The organism is Streptomyces sp. NRRL S-495 (genome assembly GCF_000966955.1).
In the GTDB taxonomy this organism is placed as follows: Bacteria; Actinomycetota; Actinomycetes; order Streptomycetales; family Streptomycetaceae; genus Kitasatospora; species Kitasatospora purpeofusca.
In genome coordinates this window covers 1-6,720 of record NZ_JZWY01001040.1, presented here as the reverse complement: position 1 = coordinate 6,720, position 6,720 = coordinate 1, and the positions used below count along the sequence as shown (strand labels likewise).

Here is a 6,720-nt window from a genome sequence, read left to right as displayed (position 1 = left end):
CTCTCTCATCAGGCATACGATGCACAGCCCGTTCATGCTCCGCGGCATCCGAACGCATGGAGCAGCGAGATGGAGCAGTGCCTGCTCGAACGGCACTTCGCGCCGCAGGGGCCAGAACTCCGCCGCAATGCCGGTCCCCTGCTGTCGGGTTGCCTCAGCAGGCCGGCCCAACAGGAGGGGCACTACTTCTTCATCGCCTCGATCAGGCTCCTGGACGGGACTCCACCGACAAGCCGTGCCAGGCCACCCGCACCGGCCCCGGACGCCCAGGAGCCCCAGTTCCACCAGGCCGCCTCGCCTCACTATGGTGCAGGCCCGCACGACTGATCAATCCTTGACGCTCACCACGGCCGGCGTTCAACTGCGTTGGCGCGCCGGTTGAACGACGCCGAACATCCCGACCACCAAGGAGACATCCCCCCATGAGCGTTCAGCAGGGCTGGGCACCGCAACGGTTCACGCCCGAGAGTACCGGCGCCGGCGCGACCGCCCGGGGACTGATGGAGTACCTCGACTCGATCGCCGTCGGTGAACTGCTGGATCGTCATCAGGCCCTGCTCTTCCGGGGTTTCGACATCACTGAGGCGAGCCTGGCGGACGTGATGCCCGCCCTGCTGCCCGAGCGCCTCGCGTACGTGCACGGCAACACGCCCAGGACCAAGGTCTCCGACAACGTCTACACCTCGACGGAGTACCCGCCCGAGTACGCGATCTCCATGCACAGCGAGCTTTCCTACGCCCATGCCTGGCCCTCCCGGCTGCTCTTCTTCTGCGTACAGCCGGCTACCACGGGAGGCGCCACTCCGCTGCTGGACGGCGCCTCCTGGCTGGCGTCGCTCGACGAACGGATCCGTGCGGACTTCGGCGGCGGTGTCTGCTACCGGCAGTACCTGCACGGCGGCAGGGGCTTCGGCAAGAGCTGGCAGGCGACGTTCGAGACGGACAACCGGGCGGAGGTCGAGAAGCTGCTGGCCGAGGCGGGCGTGAGCTGGGAGTGGACCGCCGGCAATGCGCTGCGGACGCGTCAGATCCGGCCCTCGACGCTCCGGCACCCGGTCACCGGTGAGGACGTCTGGTTCAACCAGGCGGACCAGTGGCACCCCGCGACGCTGGGCGAGGAGACCATGCGCGAGCTCGCGGCCATCGTCCCCGCGGACGAGCTGCCGCAGTCGGTGACCTTCGCCGATGGCTCCCCCATCCCCGACGAGTACGTGCTCGAGATCCGCGAGAAGGGACTGGCGCTGGCCGTTGACGTCGACTGGCAGCAGGGCGACGTCCTGGTCATCGACAACCTCGCCGTCGCACACGGGCGCAGGGCGTTCGCCGGAAGCCGCCGGGTCCTGGTCGCCATGTCGCGCTGAGAGCACCGGGCAGAGCGCGGGAGCCCTGGTCCGCAGCCGGCGGACCAGGGCTCCCGGTTCGGTCGGTGGCGACCGGGGCGTCACTCGGGCGGCGGGACGTTCTCCGTCTCGTGGGCGGCAACGGCCTGCCGATCAGCCCCTTGAACGCCTTAACGTGGCGCAACCGATCCTCCTAGCATGGGGACGACAACCGGTCCAAGGAACTGGAAAGGACCTGATTCAATGTCACATACGCTGAAATGGAATGTCGTTGAGGGAAAGCCGGCCATAACCCAGGTCGCCGGTCTCACCGGGATGACCCAGGTCCGCGCGTGGCTCGAGGATGTTCGTCCACAATTGACCGCGGCTCTGCGGGAATACGGCGCGATCTATCTGCGCGGTCTGCCGATGGCGACCATCGAGGACTTCGCGCAGATCCGAGACGCACTCATCAGCGAGCGGACGCCGTACCGGGAGAAGACCACTCCCCGCAGCCGGCTCGGCGACGATGTCTTCTCTTCGACGGACCTCCCGGCCGCGCAGTCGATCCGGATGCACAACGAGAACAGCTACACGCTGACCTTCCCCGGCCGGTTGTTGTTCGGCTGCCTGATCGCACCGTCGCAGGGCGGGGCGACACCCGTCGCGGACTGCCGGAAGGTCCTCGACGCGCTCCCCGATCAGGTGGTCGAGAAGATCCGGACCGCCGGGTGGCGGCTCTCGCGCAGCTACTCCGAGCACATTTCCACCGACTGGCAGACCGCGTTCGCCACCGATGACGTGGACGAGGTCGCGCGCTACTGCACGGACAACCTCATCGGCCACCAGTGGTACGACGACGGCACCCTGAAGACGAGCCAGATCCGTCCCGGCATCATCACCCACCCGTCGAGTGGCGAGGAGGTGTGGTTCAACCACCTGCTCTTCTGGAACGAGTGGGCGCTGGACGAGGACCTGCGGGAGGCGCTGGTCGACGAGTTCGGACGCGACGGTCTTCCGTTCAACACCGAGTTCGGTGACGGGGCCGCGCTGAGCAACGAGGACCTCCGGGCCATCCAGGCGGCCTACGACGCGGCCACGGTGCGCGAGACCTGGCAGCCGGGCGACGTGATGCTGGTCGACAACATCCTGACCGCACACGGCCGGGATCCCTTCCGCGGCGACCGGAAGATCGTGGTGGCCATGGGCGACCCGGTCGAGCTCTCCGAGTGCCGGCCGACCGTGGAGCCCGCGCCCGCGTTCGCCTGAACCTGTTCGCCTGAACCCGACCGGCGCCGTCGGACCAGGTCGGTCCGACGGCCGCGCCATGCCCCATTCCTGTGCACAAGGAGCTCGTTCTCGTGACTGACCTCGCCCAGAAGCCGGTTGACCTGGTAACACGCTTCCGCGCCAGCGCACAGCGCGCCCCGGACCGGATCGCCGTACGGGGCACGGACGGTGAGCTCACCTTCGCCGAGCTCGACCGGCGAACCGCACAGCTCGCCGGCGCCCTGGCCGCCCGGGGCATCGGCGTCGGCGACCTGGTGGGGGTCAGCCTGCCGCGCAGCACCCAGCTGGTCGTATCGCTGCTCGCGGTGTGGCGGGCAGGTGCGGCCTACCTCCCGCTGGACCCCCGCTACCCGGTCGAGCGCCTGGAGTTCATGGCCAAGGACGCCGGCATCCGGGTGCTGCTGGGGGCGCCGAGCCACGTCCTACGAGCATCCGGTCTCGACATCGTCGACCCGGACTCCGTGGCCGGCGACCCCGAGGCCGCCGAACCGAAGCCGGTGGCCGCCAATTCGCTCGACCCGGCGTACGTGATCTACACCTCGGGCTCAACCGGTCGGCCCAAGGGTGTCCAGGTCGGACGGGGATCCGTCGCGGACCTGGTCACGGCCCTGGAGCGGGCCGGCGTCTACGCCGAAGAGCCGCGGGTCGTCGGCTGGAACGCCAGTGTCTCCTTCGATTCCTCGGTGAAGCAGTGGGCGCGGATCTGCCGCGGCGACACCATCGCCATCCTCGACGAGGACCAGCGCACCGATCCCGTCCAGCTCCGGACCCTGCTCGACGCGTACGGCATCCAGGACCTCGACCTCACCCCCTCCCTCTGGGAGCTGGTGCGGACCTGCCTGCTGGACAACCGTGCCGACGGCCCGCTGCCGCGTCTGTTCATGGGCGGGGAGCCGGTGCCGGAGCGGACCTGGCAGGAGATATCCGAGGCGACCGCGAACGGGCTGCTCGAAGCGGTGAACCTCTACGGTCCGACCGAGTGCACCGTGGACGCCACCAGTGCCTGGATCACCGGTGGGGAAGCGCACATCGGCCACCCGCTGCCGGGCACCCGGGCGTACGTGGTCGGCGACGACCTCCGGCAGGTGACCGCTCCCGGTGGGACGGGCGCGCTGTACCTGGCAGGCGAGGGCCTGGCCCTGGGCTACCTCGACCGGCCGGCCCTGACCGCCGAGCGCTTCGTCGCCGACCCGTTCGCGGCGAACGGCGACGGACCTTTCCCGCCCGGCGGCGGGCAAGGAGAGAGGATGTACCGCACCGGAGACCTGGTCCGCCTGCGAGCCGACGGTTCGCTGGACTTCATCGGCCGGGTCGACCGCCAGGTCAAGATCCGCGGCTACCGGATCGAACTCGGCGAGGTCGAGGCCGCGGTCTCCTCGCACCCCCGGGTGACCACCGTCGTGCTGACCGGCTACCGGGACCCCGCGCTCGGTGACCAGTTGGTGGCCTACTACGTCGCCGACGAGCCGCCGACCGGCGCGGAGTTGCGCGACCACTGCGCTGCGGTGCTCCCCGAGTTCATGGTCCCTTCGGTCTTCGTGGCGGTCGACGCCGTTCCGCTGACCGTCAACGGCAAGGTCGACTGGGAGGCACTGCCCGCGCCGCACGCGGCACCCGCCGAGCAGTTCGTCGAGCCCCGGGGAACGGTCGAGAAGCTGCTCGCCGAGGTCTGGTCGGAGGTCCTGGGCCGGGACCGGATCAGCGCCGACGACAACTTCTTCGCACTGGGCGGCCACTCGCTCGTCGCACTGCGCGTCATCGGCCGGCTGAAGCGCGAACTCGGCCTCGCGGTGCGGACCAAAGAGGTTTACCAGCATCCGCAGTTGCGCGAACTGGCCGGGTATGTCGAGGCCAAGCTCGCCGCAGCACCTGAGACCTCCTGACCCATCACATCACAAGGACTACCGCCCATGGCTACCGCCCAGGACCTCATCGTCGTCCGATCCCGCCGAACCGAGAACGCCGCCCGTACCCTGATCTGCCTCGGCTTCTGCGGCGGCGGCACCGGGCAGTACCACCAGTGGGGCGGCATGCTCCCGGCGGACGTCGACCTCGCCGCCATCTGCTACCCGGGCCGCGAAGGCCGCTTCATGGAGGACTTCGCCCAGACCTGGGACGCCCTCGCCGACGACACGACCCAGGCCGTGCTCTCCGCTGCGGCCGAGGGCCCCTATGTGCTCCTCGGTCACAGCATGGGCGGCTGGATGGCCTTCGACGTCACCGTGCGCATCGAGCAGCTCGGCGGCCCGGCGCCCGAGGCGCTCGTGGTGTCCGCCGCCAACGCGGCCAGCCGCGGACTCACCGTCAACGAGTCCCCGTCCCAGCAGGACAACGACGAGCAGCTGCTCGGCTGGATGACGATGCACGGGATGATGCCCGAGCACGTCGTCAACGACCCGGACCTGAAGGAACTCGCGGTCGAGCTGATGCGGGCCGACATCCGGGTCCGGGACACCTTCCGCTACGTTCCCGGCTCGAAGGTCAGTGTGCCGCTGCAGATCCTGACCGGGGAGACGGACACGATCATCGAGCCCGACGCCGGCGAGCAGTGGCGGGACCTCGCGACCGGTGACTTCCGGCACGACGTCCTGCCCGGCGGCCACTTCTACACGCCGGAGGTCTGGAGTCGGATTCCGACCTACATCCCGGCCCTCTCCGGGGCGTTCAGCTCCCGCTGACGCCCCCCGGGGACCTCTCGGACCAACAGCGCGGGTGCCGAGGCTGTATCACAGCCTCGGCACCCGCGCTTCGGCGTTCCCGCCGATCCCGAGCCCGCGCCGTCCGACGAACCGGCCGACGAACCGGCCGCGACCGGATCAGCTCCTCCCGCTTCGCGCCGGCCATGACCGGCCGCCTGCCGGTGAGGACGGCGAGGGGAAACGGGAGGGCCGCCACCCGCGGTGCGGATGACGGCCCTCCCCTTCGCTCGCGGCGTTCCTACCGCTGTGCCCGTAGGAGGCCGCTACGACCGGCCCGAGCCCAGCCACCCCTCGACGGCGGCCCACACCTCGCCCAGCGTGTGAGGCCGCACCACGTCGTGGTGCGTGCAGGGAAGGCGCACCTCGGTGATCTCCCCGGAGATGTACGGCTCCCACCGCTGCACCCACGGCGCATCGGTCGCCTTGCCCTCCTCCGCGACCACCACCAGGGCATCCCCGTCGAACCGACCGGTCCGGTGCTCCACCTGCAGCTGCGTGTTGTTGTCGAAGACGTGCATGATGCGGATCAGTTCCTCGTCCGAGACCCCGCCGAGGACACGGCCCACATCCGCCCGGAGATCCCGGAGCTTCCGGGCGAGCAGGTCGTTCTCGTCGGACGTCGACGAGCCCGCCGGGTCGTCGGACCGGTCCGCCTCCCCGGCGTTGCGGGATGCCTCGCCGACCGCGGCGGGATCCGCGTCCTGCTCCACCGGGAAGGTGTCCAGAATGACCAGCGCGGCCACCTGCTCACCTGCGGCCTGGAGTTGCACCGCTATCTCGTGCGCCACCGTCCCCCCGAAGGAATAACCCACCAGATGGTAGGGGCCGCTCGGCTGCACGGAACGAATCTGCTCGATGTAGGCCGCGGCCATCTCCACAGCACGCGGTGCGAGTTCACTCGTCCCGTCGAGCCCGTCGGCCTGCAGCCCGTAGAGCGGATACTCCTGCGGGACGTGCCGGGCCAGCGGCAGGTAGCACCAGCTCAACCCGCTTCCGGGATGCACGAAGAAGAACGGCGGCTTGCTGCCGCTCGGCCGGATGGACAGCATGCCGCCGAGCGCGTCCTTGACCGACGACAGGGACAGCGTGCCGAGCAGTCCCGCCACAGTCGGGTTGGTGATCAGGTCCCGTACCGACACCGACAAACCACGCGACCGCAGCTCCTCCACCAGCGAAACCGCCAGCAGCGAGTGCCCGCCCAGGGCGAAGAACTCGTCGTCGAGTCCGACGCTCTCCAACCCCAGCACCTTCGCGAACGCCTCGCACACGGTCTGCTCGAAGGCACTGATCGAGCCGGCGCCGTGGGGAGCCTTCGCACTCACGGCATACTGCGGTGCGGGCAGGGCCTTGCGGTCCACCTTCCTCCAGCACCACCACCGCCGACGGTCCTCCAGCACCACCACCGCCGACGG

General features: G+C 69.7%; 5 protein-coding genes. 4 read left to right on the top strand and 1 reads right to left on the bottom strand.

The genetic code is table 11. From position 1 onward, the window contains the following. Positions 1 to 422 precede the first annotated feature (422 nt). The 4 genes from VR45_RS38540 (at position 423) to VR45_RS38525 (ending at position 5,287) form a co-directional block, all read left to right on the top strand. Positions 423 to 1,361: a TauD/TfdA family dioxygenase gene (locus VR45_RS38540; protein ID WP_045944616.1), complete on the top strand. Its 939-nt coding sequence runs from the start codon at positions 423 to 425 to the stop codon at positions 1,359 to 1,361. 177 nt (positions 1,362 to 1,538) lie between these two features. Further along, a complete protein-coding gene (locus VR45_RS38535) occupies positions 1,539 to 2,588 on the top strand; it encodes a TauD/TfdA family dioxygenase (RefSeq protein WP_353612756.1) in 1,050 nt (349 codons plus the stop codon). A 92-nt stretch (positions 2,589 to 2,680) separates the two neighbouring features. Then, entirely contained in the window at positions 2,681 to 4,492 is a 1,812-nt protein-coding gene (locus tag VR45_RS38530) for a non-ribosomal peptide synthetase (protein WP_234326587.1), read from the top strand. Between the two features lie 27 nt (positions 4,493 to 4,519). Then, on the top strand, positions 4,520 to 5,287 hold the full coding sequence (locus VR45_RS38525) for an alpha/beta fold hydrolase (protein ID WP_045944613.1): 768 nt from the start codon (positions 4,520 to 4,522) through the stop codon (positions 5,285 to 5,287). A 284-nt stretch (positions 5,288 to 5,571) separates the two neighbouring features. On the opposite strand, the gene VR45_RS38520 is transcribed toward VR45_RS38525, so the two are convergent. Next, positions 5,572 to 6,666 carry an alpha/beta fold hydrolase gene (locus VR45_RS38520; protein ID WP_159394523.1) on the bottom strand — a complete coding sequence of 365 codons (1,095 nt, stop codon included), beginning with the start codon at positions 6,664 to 6,666 and terminating at the stop codon, positions 5,572 to 5,574. Between the last annotated feature and the right edge of the window lie 54 nt (positions 6,667 to 6,720).